Here is a 20,171-nt window from a genome sequence, read left to right on the forward strand (position 1 = left end):
TGAGTTTTTCGGATGAGACATTTTATCAATTAGAAACAGCACAATAAAACCTCCCTTGTTAATATCTTGTTAAGATAAACCCGCTAAATTGTCTGTGCCAAACAAAAAATGTCAGTTCCGCTATACAGAACAATCACTCGTTAAATCTCATTAATCGAATGTCGGCCAGAGATAATTTGATTTTTAGCCTATATGGCAGATGTTTTGACCAAGGTTTGCGTATCCCTCTGCTGTAGCCTCCTTGCCAGACGGCATTGGTACTGGTTTGCAATGCGCTTACTGATGTGTCACGGGGCAAATGCCTCTCGACCAACGGGGTAAAAAGCCGGTTGTGGAAATATTAAATAATAAAAATGCTAACTGGTTCACGGTTATTCTAAATTTGATTATTGAATATGCTTTGCCATGTTTTGAATATATTGTTTGAATTTTACACATTCCGTTTAATATAAATTTCATCAAATTGTAAAATCATTGCTGTAGGGCAATTTTTTACTGTCATCTTTTATAAAAACGGGGCTTGAAGCGGGGGAGGCGGTGAACTTCCTTATGACTCAGAACTTTATTTATATGTTTCAAAACCCGCACGCTTAAGGTGCAGTGGAATACGGGTTGATAGGACGTTTGCACCAGAGTAGTACCATTATGTCTGTATTGGTTACTGCATAATCAATCAATTTAGTCATTGAGGCAGATCAACTTTCGTACTGATGGCCTGCTTTCCTGTCAGTAGTGGGTTGGGGGAAAAATGACGCCTGGTAAACCTCAAGAACCCTGCTATGACTGCCTGAGTTGGTCCAAGAGACCGATTCTGTATTAGCAGCAGATACACTGAAACGCTTGCGTATTCGTGATTTCTGTTATATCAAATACAATAATAATTCAATTAAAGCTGATTTTAACTCTTACTGTTCGGCGTTTATTGATCAATAATCAGCGGTGAACGGTTATTGATTTGTTTGTGAGGCCCTGTTTTCTTCTGTGCAAAAAATAGCAGGGCTACCAACCTATTTTCGTCTGCATTGGCAGTAAGTGCCTTTAACCGGCTCAAATATGTGCGACAGGTCCATCACTGATTAAAAATGGCTTGCCATTAAATTCAGAGTATGTGATAACGCATCTGGGTAAAACGAGGTACAGTTCTGTATATGTGTGGCATTTTCAGTAAAGAAGTTTTGAGTAAAGACGTTATCGTTGAATACCGCTTCTCTGCCGATTTTTATCTTAGTGCCTCAAGCAGTAACGACTCAAGTTTGTCTGTGTAACGCCGCAGGGCGGTTTAAACAATCCAAAGGAAATACTCAAAATGGCAAAGATCAAAGGTCAAGTTAAGTGGTTCAACGAGTCTAAAGGCTTCGGTTTCATCACTCCAGCTGACGGCAGCAAAGACGTGTTCGTACACTTCTCTGCAATCCAGGGTAACGGCTTCAAAACTCTGGCTGAAGGCCAGAACGTTGAGTTCGAAATCCAAGATGGCCAGAAAGGCCCATCTGCAGTTAACGTAACTGCAATCTAAGCAGCGTTAGCTGTAAAAAAAACCCGCCTTGGTGCGGGTTTTTTGTTTTTGTACTTTTAAGTGATTTTAAGCCCCTCTCTCAGTCGGGCAGGATGATTATTCCCGATTGCTGATTGCGGCCGCTGATGCCGGGTTTGGAAGGGTCTACTGCGCGTTGCAAACTATTGCGACGAAAGCTGGTGTACTTAAACTGGGCGTTCGGTGTCTGCTCTGTGACTGTTTCAGCAGTGTTGGGCGTGCAAATGGTGCAACTCCCAGTGAAATCCACCGCCGAAAAACCGGCCTGAATCAGTTTGGCATGGGCTATGGCGCCAAGGTCAAGATGCCGATAGGACGGCGAAATAAGCGCTGGCGGAAGACTCAAACCCTGTTGGAACTCATCGACCAACTCCTGGCTTACCTCATAGCAGCAGGCACCCGCAGCCGGGCCGATCGACGCAACCCAGTCCGCGGTTGAACCCTGTCGATTAATGCGCTGTGCCATTTGCTCGATAATGCCGTGGCGCAATCCTCGCCATCCGGCATGCACCGCCCCCACCGCGCCACCGTCTTTGCGGCTAAAAATTATCGGCAAACAGTCTGCGGTAAACACGGCCAGTAGAATTCCTGGCAATTCGGTATAAAACCCGTCAGCTTCGCCGCAGTGTTGTCGGGGTACGGTGACATCGACAATATTTAAGCCGTGAACCTGTTTTTTAGTGGGTAGGCTGTCGCTGTAGGGCCGCAACGAAATAGGTAACAATGCTTCTTTACTGCCAAATCCGTGTTGAATTCGCGGTACTTGGCTGAGCAGGGCAGAAAAATCACTCATGGCATCAAACGATCGCTATTGGTTGATAAGGTCGGTTAGGGAATAGAACCGGGCTAAAAATGACTTCTTAGCAGTGTAGCCTTGGGCGAGGGCCGCTTGCTACCGTATTTTTTTGCCGTTTTTATAAGCCGCCGCTGCCGGGCAAAAGTTGCAACTGTCACGCTGCTTCTTTAGACTTGGACCCCGTAATTTTGCAAGACACCGGCGCCCAATTCCCTGGTGCATCACCTTTCTGGAAATATGCATGACCTATCAATGTCCTCTTTGTCATCTTCCTTTGCAACGCCTTGATAAACAATGGCGCTGCGAAAACAATCATCAGTTCGACAATGCCAAAGAGGGATACGTAAACCTTTTGCCCGTGCAGCATAAACGGTCTAAACAACCGGGTGACAGCGCCGAGATGATGCTTTCACGCCGCACTTTTCTGGAAGGGGCACACTACCAGCCGCTGCGTGACAGAGTGGTTGCGCTGCTTGACCAGCATCTGAGTGCTGAAGCCGATGCGTTGCTGGATATTGGCTGTGGTGAAGGTTATTACACCTCGGCAATGGAGCAGGCGCTTAATGCCCGTCGTCGCATACAGGTTTATGGGCTTGATGTTGCCAAGGTTGCCGTCCGTTATGCCGCTAAACGCTATCCTGACGTGGCGTTCTGCGTTGCCTCAAGCCATCGCCTGCCTTTTGCCGACGCCTCTCTGGATGCGATTGTGCGCATATACGCGCCCTGCAAAGCCGCCGAGCTGCATCGTGCGCTTAAACCCTCAGGATTAGTGCTAACCGTAGCGCCCGGACCGCGGCATTTATATCAGTTAAAAGCCTGCATTTATTCTGAAGTTCAGCTTCACAGTGACGCAGAAGAGAGTTTGGAAGGTTTTGAGCGAGTGAGCACCGAGTCACTGGAGTACAGCATGAACCTTAATGGCAAACAGGCTTTTGATTTATTACAGATGACGCCGTTCGCCTGGCGAGCAACCGAAGCGGTGATGGCCGAGCTATCGCAGCGTGAGAGCTTTAGCTGTGAAACTGACTTCGTGATAAGCCTGTTTCGCCGTAAAGAGTCGGCTATTGGTAGCTGACCATGACCTTATAAATTCTCTCAAGGTCATCAAGTTCACTCACCCTGACCAGCAATTTCTTCTGCTCAAGCTGTATCACCAGCACGCCGTCTTCGGAGAGGTTCATCGTTTGGATCCGTGCGTAGTGGATGAAGATATTGGCGTAATAGAAGCCGGTGGGTTTCAACAGCATTTTAGGCCAGCGGATAAACGAAATATAAAACGCCACCAGGCCTAAGCTAATCAGCAGGTACGTAGTGATCGGACTGCCGTGTGCGTTAACGTTGTTGTAGAGCAGGATAGCCACCAGGCCGATAAAAATGATCGCGTCAATTTTGTTTCTGCGTTGCAGATTAACCCTGAGCAAGGTTTTGCCGTTCTTTTTATCCATGATGAATTCATCATAAACCGCATAGGCCAACAGCAAAAAAGTAAAAATAACCAGTGCGATATCTGTCAACGTCATGCCGAAATTTCCTCCTGATAAAAAACGGGGGCTTGATTAGCCCCCGATTGATGCTGAGCGATTAGCGGCCTAATAGACCAATCCAATAGCCGAAAATACCCAATACGAAGAAGCCCATGATGATCCACAGCGCATTGACTTTCTTACGCAGCAGCCACATACAGCCGAAAGTCAGCAGCAGCGGCACCAGGCCTGGCATTAACTGATCGAGAATGCCCTGTACGGTGGTCACCGTGGTTTTTCCGGTACTGTCGGTTATCTCTGAAACCACCAGCGGTATGTTAACGTGCGTCCACTTATTGACCAGCGCCCCCATCACAAAGAGGCCGAGAATTGACGCCCCCTCAGTCAGTTTTTGCAGGAATCCGCCGCCCATATCGTTAACGATATCAACACCTTTTTTGTAGCCATAGGCCACGCCGTAGTAACGGTTAAGCAGGCGTACCAGGTTAAACAGTACAAAGAACAGCAGCGGACCCAGCAGGCTCCCGCTCATCGCGATACCTGCACCCAATGCTGCAAACACCGGACGTACTGTACCCCAGAAGATGGGGTCGCCCACGCCGGCCAACGGACCCATCAGACCCACTTTAAGGCCGTTGATTGCCGCATCGTCGATAGGCGCGCCGTTGGCACGCTGTTCTTCCATCGCCAGGGTTACACCAAGAACCGGTGCCGCCACGTAAGGATGGGTGTTAAAGAACTCCAGGTGACGTTTGATCGCCTGTTTGCGGTCGTCGTTGTTTTCAGGATAAAGACGGCGAATAGCCGGCACCATGCAGTAACAGAAGCCGAGCGCCTGCATGCGTTCAAAGTTCCATGACCCCTGGAACAGGTTTGAGCGCAGGAACACACCGCGAATATCGCCGGGTGTGAGTTTTTTCTCTTGAGTTTTATCAACCATTTCTCTCACCCTAGTCCAATTCGTTGTCGAGATCGTTAATACCCTGAGCCGGTCCGGCAGCCTGTGAAGACTTGTTGTACTTCGGACTCAACTGGATATACAGCACTGCCATCACCACACCAATTACGCCCAGCGCAACCAGGTTGAAGTTGGTGAATGCCGCGGTAACGAAGCCCAGATAGAAGAAGGGCATCAGGTATCCAGCGCGCATCATGTTGATGACCATGGCGTAACCTACTACCACGATCATGCCACCGGCGATGTTCAGACCGCTGGTAACGACTTCTGGGATGGCGCTCAGCATGCTTTGAACGACGCTGGTTCCGACTGAAACAGCAACAATCGCGGCAGGAATGGCAATACGCATCGCCTGCAGAATAAGCGCCGAAACGTGTATCCACGAAATGGCACTGAGATTGCCTTTTTCTGCCGCCTTGTCAGCTGCGTGCTGGAAAGCCACGGTAATAGTACGAACGATGATGGTTAATACCTGACCTGCTGCGGCCAGAGGGATGGCCAACGCGATACCTGCACCAATCGACTGCCCACCGGCAATAACCAGAATAGTTGAGATTATCGACGCGAGAGCGGCATCAGGCGCCACGGCGGCACCGATGTTCATCCAACCCAGCGCGATCATTTCGAGGGTACCCCCGATAATGATCCCGGTTTTCATATCGCCGAGAACAATACCGATTAACGTACAGGCCACTAATGGACGGTGAAACTGAAACTCATCCAGAATGGATTCCATTCCGGCAATACATGCGACAATAAATATCAGCACAATTTGTAGTGTGGTGATCTCCATTGACCTTCTCCTATAAAAAAGGAAGCTGAGTAAAATAATGCCGACCTAAATCGTCCGCAGCATGAGCGCTAGCCGGACGCTTTGCGCTGGCTTCATTAATTCATCTTGTTAATCAAATCCATCATCTTCAGACGACTGTCCGAGGAAACTTTGCGCACTTCGAGTTCGATACCTCTATCATTTAATTTCTTAAATGCTTCAATATCTTTTTGGTCAACGGAAACGGCATTGGTTACCTGCGTTTTACCCTGCTTAAACGCCATGCCCCCGATGTTGACGGTGCTAAGTTTTACGCCGCCTTCAACAACACGAACAACGTCAGTCGGGTTGGTGAACAGTAACATAACGCGATCGCCGGCATATTTCGGGTTGTCATAAACGCGAATAGCTTTCGCAACGTCAACAACGTGGGCCGTTACGCCTGGAGGCGCAACCTGAGTCAGCAACGTTTTACGCACCGTGTCGGCGGCGACTTCATCGCTGATAACAATGATGCGGTTTACGTTGGTCTCTTTGGTCCAGCGGGTCGCAACCTGTCCATGAATTAAACGGTCATCGATGCGTGCCAGGCCAATTTTCATGTGGTCATTGGGACCGAGTGGTTTAGCTGGCGCGGCGGGTTTTGCAGCCGGTGGGGGAGTAACGGGCTTATCACTCTCAGGTTCGTCATGCTTTAAGGCTCTAACGCCTAACCGACCTGTTTCGAGCGCAATACTGGTGAGCTCGGAAAGGGAAGGGTTGTCGTCGCGTCCCATAAACGTTTCGACCATCATTGGAATGTTAACTCCGGTGACGACCTCGTAATTTTCTTTATCGATGACGATGCGGCTGGCGGCGTTAAACGGGCTGCCACCCCAGGTATCCACCAAAAACAGCACGCCGCTTTGGGTGTCTAAACCTTCAAGCTTTGCGGTGTATTTTTCAACCAGTGTATCGGCGTTTTCCCCAGGGACGAAATCGATATAGGCAACGTTTTCTTGCTCGCCTATTAACATTTCCGTCGTTTTCAGCAGCTGTTCCGCCGCTGAACCATGAGTGCCGATGATAATAGCTATACTCACTCGCTACCTCCTCTTTTAACCCGCTTTGCGGATTCTGCACATAAGTGATGGAGCTTTTATAATTCACCAATGGTTTCCTTTGGCGAATGCTGTGTTCCCTACATTATTTTTGAGTTAAAAAAACTCTCCATTCCTTTTGTTTCTGAAAAATCAACAAACAAACATCAAAAATCGCGGCCGAAAGTCTCGACTCGATTTATTTTAGTGCGTGAAAAAATAAATTATGTGACGACAGTCAGTAATTCAGAGATGCATAAGGGCCGGATCGGCCTGATTTGAGCATTTAAATGATTTATCGCATAAAACAACTCTCAGCATAGGTGCAGTTAGGCTAATGCGCCTTAAAAGGAACTTTGCATCGAGAAGTAGACCTGTTACATTGTATTTCCAATTATTACACAGGAGTACCGGGCATCAGCCCACCTTATGGACCGTCACCGAAGACGCTTTACCTCGCTCGCAACCACAATATTTTTGACTCCCCAGAAAGCGATATACCCAAGGCTTGGCCACTGCGCCAAAACGCCTGTTTCAGGAACAACAGCCTTTCTAAAACCGTGCTCATTATTTTCCAATGGCTTACCGCCAAAGGTTGCTCCCGATCGCCTGTTTTTTGAACCCAAGTTACGCGTTAGTGGAAACGCTACTGACCGTGCCTTTCTTTCTGATTACTCAATGCGGAGTCTGATATGGAATTTTTAATGGACCCTTCGATTTGGGTCGGTTTGCTGACACTGATCGTGTTAGAGATTGTGCTGGGGATCGACAACCTGGTATTTATTGCTATTTTGGCCGACAAACTGCCGCCAAAACAGCGAGATAAAGCACGCATTATCGGTTTGTCACTGGCGCTGATTATGCGCCTGGGACTGCTCTCTCTGATTTCGTGGATGGTGAAACTCACCACTCCGCTGTTTAGCATTGCACAATTCACCTTCTCGGGACGTGACCTGATCCTGTTGGTCGGCGGACTTTTCCTGTTGTTTAAAGCCACCAGCGAGCTGCATGAACGGCTGGAAGGGCACAATGACATAGGCGGTAATAACCGCGGATATTCCAGTTTCTGGTCGGTCGTGGCGCAAATCGTGGTGCTGGATGCCGTGTTTTCGCTCGATGCGGTCATTACGGCCGTGGGTATGGTGAACAACCTTGCCGTGATGATGACCGCCGTGGTTATCGCCATGGGCGTCATGCTGCTGGCATCTAAGTCGTTGACGCGCTTCGTGAATGCGCATCCTACGGTCGTTGTATTGTGTCTTAGCTTCCTGCTGATGATCGGCCTTAGCCTGATTGCCGAAGGATTTGGCTTCCATATTCCGAAAGGATACCTCTACGCGGCGATTGGCTTCTCGGTTCTGATTGAGTTGTTTAACCAGATTGCGCGCCGAAACTTCCTGAAAAGTCAGTCACATCGCCCGATGCGTGAACGCACCGCCGAAGCAATTCATCGACTGATGGGCGGTAAGCGCGATAATCATCAGCATGAAGACGACAATCACGACGCCGCCAAGCCGAAGGATGAAACGTTCGCCGAAGAAGAGCGTTTTATGATAAGTGGCGTGTTGACCCTGGCCTCGCGCACACTGCGCAGCATTATGACGCCACGCAACGACATCTCATGGGTTGACTGTGAACGTTCTGCCGCAGATATCCGCGAACAGTTACTGGATACGCCGCACAGTTTGTTCCCGATTTGCCGACAGTCTCTGGACGACGTCATCGGCGTGGTGCGAGCAAAAGATCTGCTGGTGGCGCTGGAAAACGGTGAGGATATCGTGGCTTATGCCGAGAAAACGCCTCCCATCGTGGTGCCCGAAACCATGGACGTTATCAAGCTGCTGGCGGTTCTGCGTCGCGCGAAAGGGCGTTTAGTGGTGGTAAGCAACGAGTTTGGCGTTATTCAAGGTCTGGTGACGCCGCTTGACGTACTCGAAGCGATAGCCGGTGAATTCCCCGACGAAGACGAAACGCCTGACGTAGTGGTTGATGGTGACGGCTGGATGGCAAAAGGCGGCACGGACCTGCACTCGCTTGAACAACTGCTTAACACCTATGACCTGGTCAGCCCGAATGCCGACTATGCAACCCTTGCAGGTCTGCTGCTTTCGCAATCCGGGCAGATGCCTGTTGAGGGGGAAATTATTGAAATACCCCCTCTGCGCTTTGAAGTGATTGAAGTGGCTGAATACCGCATCGAACGTGTGCGTATTACCAAAATCTCCTCCCACGATGGGCGAGACCAAGAAGAGTAATCTGTAAAAAGGGCAGGCATTTTTCAATGCCTGCCCTCGTTGGCGCGAGCCTGCTTAACGCCCTTTAAGCATTAATCACACTGAACTTTAATCGCCAACCCGCCACGGGATGTTTCGCGGTATTTCGAGTTCATGTCTTTGCCGGTTTCATACATCGTTTCAATTACTTTATCTAACGATACGCGCGGCTCGCTGGTGCGACGCAGCGCCATGCGCGATGAGTTGATGGCTTTCACCGACGCGATAGCATTGCGTTCGATACAAGGAACCTGAACCTGTCCTGCAACAGGGTCACAGGTCAGACCCAAATTATGCTCCATACCAATTTCAGCTGCCACGCAAACCTGCTCTGGGCTGCCGCCGAGCAGTTCTGTGAGACCTGCCGCCGCCATTGAGCAAGCCACGCCCACTTCACCCTGACATCCGACTTCTGCTCCTGAAATTGACGCATTCATCTTATAAAGGATGCCGATAGCGCCTGATGTCAGGAAATAGCGTTGGTAAATGTCCGGGCTGACTGAGCCGATAAACTTGTCGTAGTAGGCCAGCACGGCGGGAACAATGCCGCAGGCGCCGTTGGTAGGTGCTGTTACAACGCGGCCACCTGCAGCGTTCTCTTCGTTTACCGCCAGCGCAAACATATTCACCCAATCAATCACTACCATGGGATCGTTGGAGAGCTTGTCGTTCGACACTAGCATGCGGCGCAACGCCGAGGCACGGCGCGGAACGCGCAGCGGGCCAGGCAGCACGCCTTCAGTATTGAGGCCACGATCGATACAGGCCTGCATAGTCTGCCAAATCGTTTCGAAATAGCGGTCAATTTCGGCTTTGCTATGCTGGGCCAGCTCGTTTTTCATCATCAGGCCCGACAGAGAAAGGCCGGTTTCACGACATTTTTGCAGCATTTCACTGGCCGAATTAAAGGCGTAGGGCACAGTCACCTGGTCTAAAACAGGTTGGCCAAAATGCTCGTCGTCGACGATAAATCCGCCGCCTACCGAATAATAAGTTTTGCTGTAAACCCTCTTTTCGCCAACGAATGCGTGGATCTGCATACCGTTTTCGTGACGCGAAAGATTCTCGCTGCGAAAGACCATGCCGCTGTCCCGAGGGAAGTCCACCTCATGCTGGGTATCGCCAACGGGCAAACGCTGGCGCTGTTCTACGTCTTTAATAAAGTGCGGAATGGCATCGATATCGACGGTATCAGGCTTGTTACCGGCGAGGCCTAATATAATGGCGACGTCGGTATGGTGACCTTTACCGGTCAGTGACAACGAACCGTAAACGTCGACGGCGATGCGCGTAACGTCGTGCAACAGGTTTTTTTCCAACAGGTCGTCGGCAAACTGTTTGCCTGCTTTCATTGGGCCGAGGGTGTGGGAACTCGACGGGCCGATACCCACCTTAAACATGTCGAAAACACTGATCACGTAATGACTCCTGATTGGGGCAAATCGGCTGCAGGTCATTCTTGGGTGGCCAGACTTGCCCAAACTTTGTTTATTTATTGTTCACTTGTTAGATCTATAGTGTAAAAGGGCATGAGGGATAGCACAGCGGTTTTCGCATGAAATAAAGTAATTCGTCGCATTAGAGAAAAGCAAGATGGGACGCAGCTCACAGAGTAATCTTACCGGCCAATCTGTTTCGCCAGCTGTAAAATAATTCCTGCGGTCATTCCCCATACAAACTGCTCTTCATACCACGAAAGATAAACTCGGCGACTGACGCCGGCGCGGTGGAAATCAAGCGGATGATAGCGCGCCAGGTTGAGCGCTTCCTGAAGAGGAATTTCAAACAGTTCGGCCACTTCATCCTCATTAGGATGCAGCGGGACATCAACCGGCAGCAGTCCAACAATCGGCGTGACCTGAAATCCGCTGCTGCTGTCTACCGGATTCAACTGCCCCAGCACGCGCACCGAGGCGGGCGGAATCGCCACTTCTTCGTGAGCTTCACGCAAGGCAGTAAACACCAGCGACAGGTCTGACTCATCGACAGAACCGCCCGGGAACGCGACCTGGCCCGCATGCTTTCTGAGTTTATCCGATCGGCGAGTCAGCAATAGCGTAGGTTCTTCCCGACAGATAATCGGCACCAGCACGGCGGCTTGACGACGACCCGACGCCCTGTGGACAGTTTGTGTTGGAAGGTGTAACTGAAACTGACGCACAAACTCTTCCACCGCCGGAGGCAGCGGCTGAGAGTTGACGTCACCGAAGGCATTCATTGCACGACGTCCTGGCCGAGCAACGGCAAAATGCGGGCGACTTTATCAAAGGTTTCCTGATATTCCGCCTGCTCCTGACTGTCGGCCACAATACCGCCACCGGCCCAGCAGAACATATTTCCTTGTTCGGTCAACAGCGTGCGAATGGTGATATTACTGTCCATGGTGCCGCAGCAGCTGATGTAGGCGATGCTGCCGCAGTAGCCATTTCGGCGCTGGGGTTCGAGCTGTTCGATAATCTGCATTGCTCTGATTTTTGGCGCGCCGGTAATCGATCCACCCGGAAAACATGCGCGCAGCAGGCTGGCCGGATGACACGCGGCGGGCAGTCTGGCGGTGATCGTGCTCACCAAGTGATGCACGGCGGGGAAAGGTTCGACCACAAACAGTTCGGGCACTTTCACGCTGCCCGGCGTGGCTACGCGACCAATGTCGTTACGCAGTAAATCGACGATCATCAGATTCTCGGCGCGATCTTTCTCTGAACGCGCCAGACGCTGTGCCTGAAGCCGGTCAGTTTCTGGATTTTCACTGCGTGGCAGAGTGCCCTTAATGGGACGCGTCTGCACTCTGTCCTGCTCCAGCCAGATAAAACGCTCCGGAGACAGGCTGAGAACCGCATTGTCAGGCAATCGCAGGAAGGCCGAAAACGGTGCACGGTTCGTGTTGTTCAGCCGCAGAAACGCCTGCCATTCATCACCTTCATATTCTGCTTTAAAACGCTGAGCCAAATTGATTTGATAACAGTCGCCGCTGTGTAAATACTCCTGCACCTGCCTGAATTTTTCACCGTACTCCTCGCGGGTCATGTTCGCCTGCCACGTTGAGGTCAGTCGGAAATCAACCGCAGATTTTTTGACCTGATGCTGCATTAGCCATTCATAACGCTGATTAATATCACCGTGAGACAGCAACGTCAGCCGCTGTAGCTTGTGGTCGGCAATCAGCGCCCAGTCATAGATGCCCATTGCCATGTCTGGCAGCGCGATATCTTTTTCAGCCTGCGAGGGCAGGGCTTCGACAGTTCTGCCAAGATCATAGCCCAACAGCCCAAGCGCACCGCCCTGAAAAGGCAAGTCAGGGGTAAACACAGCCTGCAGACCGCTACTCTCAAGCTCTTGTTGCAATAATAAGAAAGGATCAGCATGTCGGGTTTCGATTTGCGTCGGCGATGTCTCAAGACGTTCGATGTCAGTCGTCCCGTCGCGGGTTGTCAGCGTGACTATCGGATCGGCGACCAGGATATCAAAACGGTTATGCGCATGCCGGGCAGAGCCGGAGTGCAGCAGCATCGCCCAAGGCAAAGAAGAGAGTGGCGCAAAGCAGGTGAGCAACGCATCAGGCTGATAAGGTAAGACTTTACATTCAATGGATTGGGCGGCTGACATGGTTTCGGCAAAGTTCCTGACGTGATGACAATGCAATTCTGGCGAGAGGATCCTAGCATAGATTTGATGCGGGTAGGTCATTGGAAGATTAAGGCGTATAATGCTCGGCTAAGCTCGCAACATTTACGTTATTTGAAGACAGGAACACTCTTATGCTCACTGGTATGCCTTCACTTTCACACAAAGAGCAGCAAGAAGCCGCAGATCGTATTCATGTATTAATGCAGGAAGGCATGAGCAGCGGTGAGGCTATCGCCACGGTTGCCGCCGAAATTCGTGAAACCCACAAAGGTGACCGCGTGACGGTTATTTTTGATGATGAAGATGATGAATAAACTATTCTGAAAAGAGTGGCCGTTGCAGCGGACTTATCACTTTGCGTAAAGTACCTTTTATTATGCAAAGTATTGTTTATGCCAAGTGCAACGGCCAGATAAATCTATTCAAAAGTCAGTGTGTAAGGTTCTACAGCACCAACCCTGCAAGGTTAGCCCTTTACGACTACCGCTGCGGCTGCCCTGATTGCCGTTTCAACGGCTTGCTCAACGGTATCGCCAATCGACAGCGCTACGCCTAAACGACGTTTGCCGACAATTTCTGGTTTGCCAAATAAACGCACCTGATTCGATCCTACCAAAGCCCGATCCAAACCGCTGAAGCTCACATTATTACTGGTCAGCTCAGGCAAAATTACGGCAGAAGCGGCAGGGCCGAACTGGCGAATAGTCCCGATTGGCAGGCCAAGGAATGCGCGCACGTGCAGCGCAAATTCGGAAAGATCCTGAGAAATCAACGTCACCATGCCGGTGTCGTGTGGGCGAGGGGACACTTCGCTAAACACCACTTCATCACCGCAAACAAACAGTTCAACGCCAAACAGGCCATGACCGCCCAGTGCTTCAACGACGCTTTTGGCGATGTCTTTCGCGCGCTGTAACGCCAGTTCGGTCATTTGCTGCGGTTGCCAGGATTCGCGGTAGTCGCCGTCTTCCTGACGATGGCCAATAGGGGCGCAGAAGTGAATGCCGTCAACGGCGCTAATGGTCAGCAGGGTTATCTCAAAATCAAACTTCACCAGGCCTTCAATGATTACGCGACCGCCGCCGGCACGACCACCCAGCTGCGCGTAGTCCCATGCTGCCTGCAGCGTTTCTTCGCCGCGGATCAGACTCTGTCCTTTACCAGAAGAACTCATTACCGGCTTAATGATGCACGGGTAACCAATTTCCTGCACCGCCTGCTTAAAGCTGGCTTCGTCATCGGCAAAGCGGTAGGTAGAGGTCGGTAATTTCAGCGTTTCGGCGGCCAGACGACGGATACCCTCGCGGTTCATGGTCAGGCGGGTGGCTTCGGCGCAAGGCACCACGTTGTGACCCTGTTTTTCCAGCTCAACCAGCATGCTGGTGGCAATCGCTTCAATTTCCGGCACGATAAAGTCAGGGCGTTCGCTTTCAATTAGCTGTTTAAGCGCTTCGCCATCGAGCATGTTGACAACATGGCTGCGGTGGGCAACCTGCATTGCAGGCGCATCGGCATATCTGTCGACGGCGATGACTTCCAGACCGAGACGTTGGCATTCAATGGCCACCTCTTTGCCCAGTTCGCCAGAGCCCAATAACATGACGCGGGTAGCGTCGGTGCGCAGTGCAGTTCCAATGGTTAACATAGCGGGATACCTAACTCGTTGTCAGTGATGATGATAGATTTGTTGCGGTTAATAACCTTATTTCCGGCGATCCCGGATCTGTTTCGGCGCATTATATAGGAAAATCCTGTGCTACGAAAACGTTTGCGTTGTTTCGTCACGATTTGCGTGCAGGCGCTGAATATGCGTTAATAGTTGGGCATCCGCGATCGAGGCGGCTGCTTTTTTTAAAGTAAAGGATAGTAAAATGAGCAAGTTAACTGGTCAGGTAAAATGGTTCAACGAAAGCAAAGGTTTTGGTTTCATCACCCCTGCTGATGGTTCTAAAGACGTTTTCGTACATTTTTCTGCAATTCATAGCGATGGTTTCAAAACTCTGGCTGAAGGTCAGAACGTAGAATTCACCATTCAAGACAGCCCACGTGGCCCGTCTGCTGCCAACGTCGTCGCGCTGTAATCAGTTTTCTGACTTTCCAGGTCAGGCCGCCAAGGTTTTTGGCAACTGAAAATACAAGATAACGTTATTCTAAAACCCGCCTGCGTTGCGGGTTTTTTTGACGCCGTGAAACAGCACTGAGGCGTAATTTCCCCTTCTCTGTTATTATCATCAGTAATACATGGCGCTGACTGTCTCGCGCCGCTTCGTTTTTATTCGCCTTATATAAAGAGTTATCGCCTTGAGCACGCATTCTTTCTCCACCCTGACTTTGCCATCTGAACAACTTTCCAACCTTGAAGAGCTGGGCTATGCCCAAATGACGCCTATTCAGGAAGCCTCGCTGCCTGCGATTTTGCTCGGGCAAGACGTTCGCGCCAAGGCAAAAACCGGCAGTGGCAAAACGGCCGCCTTTGGTATTGGTTTGCTGGACAAAATTACCGTTGGCGATTTCGTTTGTCAGTCGCTGGTGCTGTGTCCAACCCGTGAACTGGCGGATCAGGTCAGTAAAGAACTCCGTCGCCTTGCGCGTTTCACTCAGAACATTAAAATTCTGACCCTGTGTGGTGGCCAGCCTATCGCGCCACAGCTCGACTCGCTGGTGCATCAGCCGCATATCGTCGTCGGCACGCCGGGACGCATTCAGGAACACCTGCGCAAGGGCACGCTCAAACTCGATAAGCTGAAAGTTTTAGTGCTTGATGAAGCCGATCGCATGCTCGATATGGGCTTTAGCGAAGACATCGAAGACGTGGTCAGCTACACGCCACCTTCTCGCCAGACGCTGCTGTTTTCCGCGACCTATCCGGAAGGCATCGATCGCATCAGCGGTAAGTTCCAGCGCCAGCCGCTGAACGTTGAAATTGAAGGCGGCGATGACGTGGCCGATATCGAGCAGGTGTTTATTGAAGCCGATCGCCACAGCCGTTTGTCGCTGCTGGCCGCCGTGCTTTATCAGCATCAGCCGACCTCGTGCGTTGTATTCTGCAACACCAAGCGCGACTGTCAGGAAGTGGCCGACACGTTGGCCAGCAAAGGCATTAGCGTGCTGGCGCTCAACGGTGATTTAGAACAGCGCGACCGCGACCGGGTATTGATTCGCTTCTCTAACGGCAGTTGCCGTGTGCTGGTCGCGACCGACGTGGCCGCGCGCGGTCTTGATATTAAACAGCTTGGGTTGGTGATTAACTACGAGCTGTCCTTCGACCCTGAAGTGCACGTGCACCGCGTAGGGCGTACCGGTCGCGCAGGCACCAGTGGCCAGGCAATTAGCCTGGTAGCGCCGCAGGAAATGGTGCGCGTTCACGCACTCGAAGATTACCTGAATCAGAAATTCAAATGGCAGTCAGCCTCGCAAAGCCTGTCTGCCGCGGCAACGACGCTTGAGCCAGAAATGGTGACGCTGTGCATCGACGGCGGTCGTAAAGCAAAAATTCGCCCGGGCGATATCCTCGGCGCACTGACCGGTGATGCGGGCCTGACTGCTGCCGACGTCGGAAAAATTGATATGTTCCCGATTCATGCCTATGTGGCAATCCGCAAAAATAGCGCCAAAAAAGCCTTACAGCGTTTGCAGGAAGGCAAAATCAAGGGCAAGAACTGTAAGGCCTTTTTGCTGCGTTAAGTAAAATTGAGGAAAATGAGACCCGTAATGATGACACCTCCAAAGGCTGAAAAACGTCCGTATCCTATAACTACGCACGGCGATACGCGCGTGGACGACTATTATTGGCTGCGCGACGATGAGCGCAGCGATGAAGACGTGCTCAATTATCTTCAGGCTGAAAATACCTGGACCGAGCAGGTAATGCAGCCGCATCAGGCTTTGCGAGAGGCGCTGTATCAGGAAATGGTCGACCGTATTCCTCAGCAGGATCATTCAGTTCCTTATGTGAAGCACGGCTACCGTTATCAGACTCGCTATGAGCCGGGTAATGAGTATGCTATCTACTTTCGTCAACCCGCAGCAGAATCAGAGCAGTGGCAAACGCTCATCGACGGCAACGAACGCGCGGCTGAAGGTGAGTTTTACACGCTGGGTGGATTAGACGTCAGTCCGGATAATGCCAAACTGCTGGTGGCCGAAGATTTTCTGTCACGCCGCCAGTATGATATTCGCGTTAAAAATCTGAGCGACGGCAGCTGGTCTGAGGAAGTTCTGAGTAATACCTCAGGAAGTGCTGAGTGGGCCAACGACTCAAAAACCCTTTTCTATGTGCGCAAACACAAGACCACGCTGCTGCCTTATCAGGTTTATCGTCATGAAGTAGGGACCGACCCGGTGGACGATGTGCTGATTTATGAAGAGAAAGACGATACTTTTTACGTCGGCCTCGACAAAACCACCTCCGAGCGCTATATCCTTATTCATTTAGACAGCACGACGACCTCTGAAGTGTTGCTGCTCGACGCCGATAATCCTTTGGCCGAGCCAAAGATGTTTTTATCGCGCCGCAAAGACCATGAATACGCTTTCGATCATTATCTGGGTAACTTCTATATTCGCTCCAATAAAGACGGCAAAAACTTTGGTCTTTATAAAAGTGAAACCGCCGATGAAGCCAGCTGGCAGACGCTGATCGCCGCGCGCGATGACGTAATGCTTGAAGGTTTTAGCCTGTTCCGCGACTGGTTGGTTATCGAAGAGCGTCAGGATGGGCTGACCCATTTGCGCCAGATCCACTGGAAGACCAGTGAAGAGAAATCGCTGACATTTGACGATCCAACTTATGTCACCTGGCTCTCATTCAATCCGGATCCTAATACTTCATTGTTGCGTTACGGCTATTCCTCAATGACCACGGCCAGCTCATTGTTTGAGTTAGATCTCGACAGCGGCGAGCGCACGCTATTGAAGCAGCAGGAAGTGAAAGACTTTGACTCGGCTAATTACCGCAGCGAACGCGTGTGGGTCACTGCCCGCGACGGTGTGAAAGTGCCCGTATCGCTGGTTTATCGCCATGAGCTGTTTAAACCTGGGCATAATCCTCTGTTGATCTACGCCTATGGATCTTACGGCAGCAGCATGGATCCGGGCTTCAGTGGAAGCCGTCTTAGCCTGCTGGATCGTGGCTTTGTCTTTGCTTTGGCGCACATTCGCGGCGGTGCTGATTTGGGTCAACAGTGGTATGACGATGGCAAGTTGTTTAACAAAATGAACACATTCCACGACTTTATCGACGTGACGGAAGAATTGGTCAAACAGCAGTTTGGCGCGAAAGATAAAGTGTATGCGATGGGCGGCAGTGCAGGTGGGTTGCTGATGGGCGCTATTATCAATCAGGCACCCACGCTTTATCACGGCATTGTGGCACAGGTGCCGTTTGTTGACGTGGTCACCACCATGCTTGACGAGTCTATTCCTCTGACTACTGGCGAATATGATGAATGGGGCAATCCAAATGACAAAGCCTATTACGACTATATCTTGCAATACAGTCCGTACGATCAGGTTAAGGCGCAGGATTATCCGCACATGCTGGTGACAACCGGTTTACATGACTCTCAGGTGCAGTATTGGGAGCCTGCTAAATGGGTTGCCAAACTGCGTGACCTAAAAACGGATAATCACCAGCTGTTGATGTACACCGACATGGACTCCGGTCACGGTGGTAAGTCGGGACGTTTTAAAGCGTATGAAGATATTGCGATGGAGTACGCGTTTGTGATTGCGCTTAATCAGCAGTAATCAGAACTTCTTCATATAAAAATCAGTATAAAAAAGAGAGAGCCTGTGCTCTCTCTTTTGCCTCTGGCAGATTATGATTTACAGCCAAGCTGACTACTTCTGCAGGAAGTAATTCAGGCTGTACTTCATGTCGGCACTCAGATCGGCGATAGACTTTAACATCCAACGCAAATATCCCGGGTCTTGCTGTGCGATTTCAGCAATCTTCTGCCCTCGGTATTTCCCGAACTTCAGCGTGCGCAGCAGAGTAGGGCGCTCGGTGATAGCAACCATCTGCTCTGCCTCCCAACCCGATTCGTTGAGAATGCGCTGAAGCAGTGCCGCGGTGACATAGCAGTCGTATAATGCACGATGGGGATGTAAATGTTCAGGCGGGTAAGCCTCTAACGCAAGACTGCTGCGCAAGTTTTGCAGACTATAGCTAGGCTGGTTTGGGAATAACTCGCGCGCCAGCTTGACAGTGCAGATCCATTGACCGTTCATTTCAGGCAGCATGGCGCGGTCGAAAGCCGCATTGTGCGCGACATAAAATGGATGATCCTGATACCTTCTCACCGCAACGGCAATCCGAGGCTTATCCTCAACCATCTCTTCAGTAATATGGTGAATTGCCATGGCCTGAGGACTGATTTCACGGTCTGGGCAGACCAAATCACTCATTGGCCGAGTGATGGCTCCGTTAACCACGTCGACCGAGGCAATCTCCACCACGCCGCCGTTGAACCCGCAGGTTTCTGTATCAATCACCCTGAAAGTCATTTCTTTGCTCCTGTAATTTAAATTCCCTGATAGCTTACCAGTTCAACGTGCCCCTTCCATCCCTGTGGCGTCAGTGTGGCAATAGCCAGTGCGTCCTGATTGGCGGGTGCAACCACAATTTCATGCCCTAGCTCAGACCATATCGCGCTTTTTCCTGCCGGGATCCAGCCGCCGGTGGGGGCGCAGTGGTTTGCCATGATCACGGTCATTGCGTGTTTCTCGGCGTAGCAGCGCATCATTGCGCTCTCTTTGTCGTAGCTTGGCTTTGAAATTAATACCCCTGCACCATAAATATCGGCGCCATTATCAGCAGCAAATTGTGGGTGAGAAGGTACACCGATGTCCGCGCAGATAGCCAGGCCCAACGTTTTGTTGCCCAGGGGTAATAGAGGTCCACCTTGACCTGCAGTGAAAAATGCCTCTTCTGCACCGTGTAAATGTTGTTTGGTATAAGAGTAGAGAGTGCCGTCTGGCGAGAAAACGATCGCGCCAATAAACAGAGCATCACCGTCCGAGCAGCACAGAGGGGCACCAATAACAATCGTCATATCATGAGTTTTTGCCTGATTTCTCAGCGTTTCGAGACGTGGGTCCTGAAGCGTGATGCCAAGCTTACGAGCAAGCTCTGGCTCATAACCGGTCAGCGAAAGCTCTGGAAAAATGAGCAGTTTTACCTGCTGCTTGGCAGCAAGGGCCACAACGTGGGCATGGTGTTTAAGGTTTACGTCGATATTACCGGCCAGGCAGGTGATTTGCGCCGCAGCAATAATAAAGTGACTCATGAAATGTTCTCGGATGATTGCAACTTAGGCCATTAACAAAAAACCCGCGCTTGGCGGGTTTATTTTGCTGCGAATTCAGTATGTATTACGCTGAGGTCTTTTTGGCACGTTTCTCAGCCTTTTTCTCGGCTGGGGTTTTCAGTGGCTTTTTCTTCGCATTCTTTTTGCTATCCATTCCTTTACTCATATACGCCTCTCTAAATCGGGTGGATTGGGTTGCTATGCTATTTACTGCCTATTTACGCAAAGTTGCAATAGGGCACGTCAACTTTTCAGACAATAGACTGTTAAACCAGACTTTTTGGTCAACGAAGAGGCAACTGGCGATTATCTGTGCGATGTTGATGAATTACTGTGCT

The 20,171-nt window shown here is 50.7% G+C and carries 19 protein-coding genes; 8 read left to right on the plus strand and 11 right to left on the minus strand.

The features are described 5' to 3' along the window. The first annotated feature begins 1,148 nt into the window (after positions 1 to 1,148). Both GA565_RS08610 and cspE read left to right on the plus strand, forming a co-directional pair. Positions 1,149 to 1,265: a DUF2627 domain-containing protein gene (locus tag GA565_RS08610; protein WP_072156473.1), complete on the plus strand. Its 117-nt coding sequence runs from the start codon at positions 1,149 to 1,151 to the stop codon at positions 1,263 to 1,265. A 41-nt stretch (positions 1,266 to 1,306) separates the two neighbouring features. Beyond that, positions 1,307 to 1,516 (plus strand): transcription antiterminator/RNA stability regulator CspE, encoded by a 210-nt coding sequence (cspE, locus tag GA565_RS08615; RefSeq protein ID WP_002221949.1) that lies wholly within the window; start codon positions 1,307 to 1,309, stop codon positions 1,514 to 1,516. Positions 1,517 to 1,595: 79 nt separating this feature from the next. Here the strand turns inward: cspE and GA565_RS08620 are convergent, their stop codons facing one another. Further along, on the minus strand, positions 1,596 to 2,327 hold the full coding sequence (locus GA565_RS08620) for a polyphenol oxidase family protein (RefSeq protein WP_152198125.1): 732 nt from the start codon (positions 2,325 to 2,327) through the stop codon (positions 1,596 to 1,598). Positions 2,328 to 2,571: 244 nt separating this feature from the next. Between GA565_RS08620 and rlmA the strand changes: the two genes are divergently transcribed. Beyond that, positions 2,572 to 3,405, plus strand: a complete 834-nt coding sequence (gene rlmA, locus GA565_RS08625) for a 23S rRNA (guanine(745)-N(1))-methyltransferase (protein WP_152198126.1) — start codon at positions 2,572 to 2,574, stop codon at positions 3,403 to 3,405. Here the strand turns inward: rlmA and GA565_RS08630 are convergent. The 4 genes from GA565_RS08630 to manX form a co-directional block, all read right to left on the minus strand. Next, positions 3,392 to 3,850, minus strand: coding sequence for a DUF986 family protein (locus tag GA565_RS08630; protein WP_152198127.1), 459 nt, complete (start codon positions 3,848 to 3,850; stop codon positions 3,392 to 3,394). The two genes, rlmA and GA565_RS08630, sit on opposite strands and share 14 nt — an antisense overlap. Positions 3,851 to 3,911: 61 nt before the next feature. Then, positions 3,912 to 4,754, minus strand: coding sequence for a PTS mannose transporter subunit IID (locus tag GA565_RS08635; RefSeq protein WP_055778686.1), 843 nt, complete (start codon positions 4,752 to 4,754; stop codon positions 3,912 to 3,914). 10 nt (positions 4,755 to 4,764) lie between these two features. Then, on the minus strand, positions 4,765 to 5,565 hold the full coding sequence (locus GA565_RS08640; RefSeq protein ID WP_055778683.1) for a PTS mannose/fructose/sorbose transporter subunit IIC: 801 nt from the start codon (positions 5,563 to 5,565) through the stop codon (positions 4,765 to 4,767). 95 nt (positions 5,566 to 5,660) lie between these two features. Continuing rightward, entirely contained in the window at positions 5,661 to 6,626 is a 966-nt protein-coding gene (manX, locus tag GA565_RS08645; protein ID WP_152198128.1) for a PTS mannose transporter subunit IIAB, read from the minus strand. Between the two features lie 689 nt (positions 6,627 to 7,315). Between manX and GA565_RS08650 the strand changes: the two genes are divergently transcribed. Further along, positions 7,316 to 8,878, plus strand: a complete 1,563-nt coding sequence (locus GA565_RS08650; RefSeq protein ID WP_152198129.1) for a TerC family protein — start codon at positions 7,316 to 7,318, stop codon at positions 8,876 to 8,878. A 71-nt stretch (positions 8,879 to 8,949) separates the two neighbouring features. Here the strand turns inward: GA565_RS08650 and GA565_RS08655 are convergent, their stop codons facing one another. The 3 genes from GA565_RS08655 to pabB form a co-directional block, all read right to left on the minus strand. Beyond that, positions 8,950 to 10,314, minus strand: a complete 1,365-nt coding sequence (locus GA565_RS08655) for an L-serine ammonia-lyase (RefSeq protein ID WP_152198130.1) — start codon at positions 10,312 to 10,314, stop codon at positions 8,950 to 8,952. 200 nt (positions 10,315 to 10,514) lie between these two features. After that, positions 10,515 to 11,114 carry a CoA pyrophosphatase gene (locus GA565_RS08660; protein ID WP_152198131.1) on the minus strand — a complete coding sequence of 200 codons (600 nt, stop codon included), beginning with the start codon at positions 11,112 to 11,114 and terminating at the stop codon, positions 10,515 to 10,517. Continuing rightward, complete coding sequence (pabB, locus tag GA565_RS08665; protein WP_152198132.1) at positions 11,111 to 12,502, minus strand: aminodeoxychorismate synthase component 1; 1,392 nt, start codon at positions 12,500 to 12,502, stop codon at positions 11,111 to 11,113. Before pabB ends, GA565_RS08660 begins: the two co-directional genes overlap by 4 nt. A gap of 152 nt (positions 12,503 to 12,654) precedes the next feature. Between pabB and GA565_RS08670 the strand changes: the two genes are divergently transcribed. Further along, positions 12,655 to 12,837 (plus strand): YoaH family protein, encoded by a 183-nt coding sequence (locus GA565_RS08670; RefSeq protein WP_055778660.1) that lies wholly within the window; start codon positions 12,655 to 12,657, stop codon positions 12,835 to 12,837. 152 nt (positions 12,838 to 12,989) lie between these two features. Here the strand turns inward: GA565_RS08670 and purT are convergent, their stop codons facing one another. Then, positions 12,990 to 14,168, minus strand: coding sequence for a formate-dependent phosphoribosylglycinamide formyltransferase (gene purT / locus GA565_RS08675; RefSeq protein ID WP_152198133.1), 1,179 nt, complete (start codon positions 14,166 to 14,168; stop codon positions 12,990 to 12,992). Between the two features lie 226 nt (positions 14,169 to 14,394). On the opposite strand from purT, the gene cspC reads away from it, so the two are divergent. The 3 genes from cspC to GA565_RS08690 all read left to right on the plus strand — a co-directional run bounded on the left by cspC (position 14,395) and on the right by GA565_RS08690 (position 18,271). Then, a complete protein-coding gene (cspC, locus tag GA565_RS08680; RefSeq protein ID WP_055778654.1) occupies positions 14,395 to 14,604 on the plus strand; it encodes a cold shock-like protein CspC in 210 nt (69 codons plus the stop codon). A 220-nt stretch (positions 14,605 to 14,824) separates the two neighbouring features. Beyond that, on the plus strand, positions 14,825 to 16,207 hold the full coding sequence (gene dbpA / locus GA565_RS08685) for an ATP-dependent RNA helicase DbpA (protein ID WP_152198134.1): 1,383 nt from the start codon (positions 14,825 to 14,827) through the stop codon (positions 16,205 to 16,207). A 27-nt stretch (positions 16,208 to 16,234) separates the two neighbouring features. After that, on the plus strand, positions 16,235 to 18,271 hold the full coding sequence (locus GA565_RS08690) for a S9 family peptidase (protein WP_152198135.1): 2,037 nt from the start codon (positions 16,235 to 16,237) through the stop codon (positions 18,269 to 18,271). Positions 18,272 to 18,364: 93 nt separating this feature from the next. Here GA565_RS08690 and exoX read toward each other — a convergent pair whose 3' ends face one another. Next, the gene (gene exoX, locus GA565_RS08695) at positions 18,365 to 19,030 is read right to left on the minus strand and encodes an exodeoxyribonuclease X (RefSeq protein WP_152198136.1); all 666 of its coding nucleotides are present in this window, start codon (positions 19,028 to 19,030) and stop codon (positions 18,365 to 18,367) included. A 17-nt stretch (positions 19,031 to 19,047) separates the two neighbouring features. Continuing rightward, entirely contained in the window at positions 19,048 to 19,812 is a 765-nt protein-coding gene (locus tag GA565_RS08700) for a carbon-nitrogen hydrolase family protein (protein ID WP_152198137.1), read from the minus strand. Between the last annotated feature and the right edge of the window lie 359 nt (positions 19,813 to 20,171).

This window comes from Rouxiella sp. S1S-2, assembly GCF_009208105.1.
Lineage (GTDB): Bacteria > Pseudomonadota > Gammaproteobacteria > Enterobacterales > Enterobacteriaceae > Rouxiella.